Raw genomic sequence first — 1,639 nt, 5'->3', positions numbered from 1 at the left:
CAATGTCAATAAGTTAAGCAAGCAATAGACAACCGGAAGCGTGAATTGTTAAAAAAAGGGGGGCAACAAAGGAGGACTCATTACGCCGGTATAAATTGGGGCATGACAAAAAAGCGGATATGAATCCGCCCAAAAGGAGCAGGAAACAAAATTAAGCCACTCTGTAAACAAAGCAAATATTTGGTCTAATGCACATTTTACGTGGTCGCTTTCGTCCTGGCCGTATTGGTGAAATGAACTTTGACAGAAGTATATTTATGCTGTCTGAGGAAATATTTCCATGGAAGAATTTTCGGCAAATATAGGCAGCAACAGAAAAGTTAACTTTGTAGCAGTATTTTCTATCCGCTTGCTGGAGAGTAATTGTAGAAGTGATCAACTCAGAAAAATTGTACATGGTCAGCCGGGCAAAAATCTCCTGAAACAGATACTCTGGTTTCTTGGAATGAAAATGTAGCAAACCAATTGTATATTTCAAATCACGAAATGAAGTTTCAATGCCCCAGCGCAAGGCATAAAGGCGTTTTACCTCTCCAGGTGGAAAGTCATCTGCGTCAAGGTTTGTGACAATCGTTTCGGAAGTGTCGTTGGCGATTTTGAACCGGATAATTCGAATGGGAAGCTCATAGAAGAAGAACGGATCGTGTTTTCTGGTAGTAGTCGGAAGGAAGTCGAATCGGGAATTATTATGAACATATCTATACCGATTTTTGTCTTGAGAAAGTGCTTTGGCCTCTCTCGTATTTCGTCGGAATAGCAATAGGGGGAAGAAAAGATCAAATTCGTCAGAATCAGGTAAATCAAAACCGCATATAATCCCAGGCTTTCCATTTTTTATGCGTATAAGATATTTCCAGCCTTTTTCCTGAATGTGGGCAAGATTATTGTAGGATTCGAATCCTCTGTCGGCAAGCAAAATGGCCTGCTGCACAGGAGAACGATCTACCATGTCAACCAAAGCTGTATGTTCATTTTGGCATCGCCGTTTTTGTATGACCGCATCAAGGTATGTGTGCTGAAGCAAATCGTACAGGGCATTCAAGTGTAAAAGATTATAAGGACGCTGGCCATTCGCACCTGGAAAATAGGAATCCGGATCTGTCTTATTTGGTGCGCATAACAAATCTGAACCATCAATAGCGAGCAGCTGGTAATCTTTATAAAGATGTTGTCCAGTTCTGATTTGAGCAAATGATTGAAATAAAGATTCAAAAGCCTTTGGTAAAATCTTAGCTCTTTGTTGAATAAATGCAGGGGTAGATGCAACATCTTCTGCACATCCAAAGCAGTCCAGAAGTTCATTTGTTAGGGAACTGCCGCCCATACCCAGTATGGTGGCGAGCATGGTTTCAAATGGCAATTTTCGTTTTCGGCAGAAATCTCTTCCCGGCTCTCTGACATAATGTTCCTTATTTTCTCCCATATTCTGAATAATGGAAACTAAAGCTTTTCGAATATCGATTGGCGTCATATGGCTCCTCCTCTGTAATGACTTGAGGTATTGGGGATATTTTCATTACAAAGGGGTTCTCTCACTAACAAAGTTAGTGAGAGAACCCGTACAAATTTCGCCTATTGTCAATAGTTTTTTATATTTTTTGTTTCTATCTTGGCTCGTTTTCCTAACTTATTGACATTG

Annotated in this window: 1 protein-coding gene; it reads right to left on the bottom strand. The window is 40.3% G+C overall.

Annotated features, from left to right (window positions below; translation table 11 throughout):
• Positions 1 to 151 precede the first annotated feature (151 nt).
• Positions 152 to 1,471, bottom strand: coding sequence for an IS4 family transposase (locus NFS22_RS23545; protein WP_016320805.1), 1,320 nt, complete (start codon positions 1,469 to 1,471; stop codon positions 152 to 154).
• Positions 1,472 to 1,639 lie beyond the last annotated feature (168 nt).

This window comes from Flintibacter muris, from assembly GCF_943192995.1.
Classification (GTDB): domain Bacteria; phylum Bacillota; class Clostridia; order Oscillospirales; family Oscillospiraceae; genus Lawsonibacter; species Lawsonibacter muris.
Note: the sequence above shows the minus strand (reverse complement) of the source record. Positions and strands in the feature narration are given on the sequence as shown.

Bases quoted from the DNA above. Each gene is read 5' to 3' on its own strand.
- NFS22_RS23545 (WP_016320805.1), bottom strand. From the start codon at position 1,471: ATGACGCCAATCGATATTCGAAAAGCTTTAGTTTCCATTATTCAGAAT.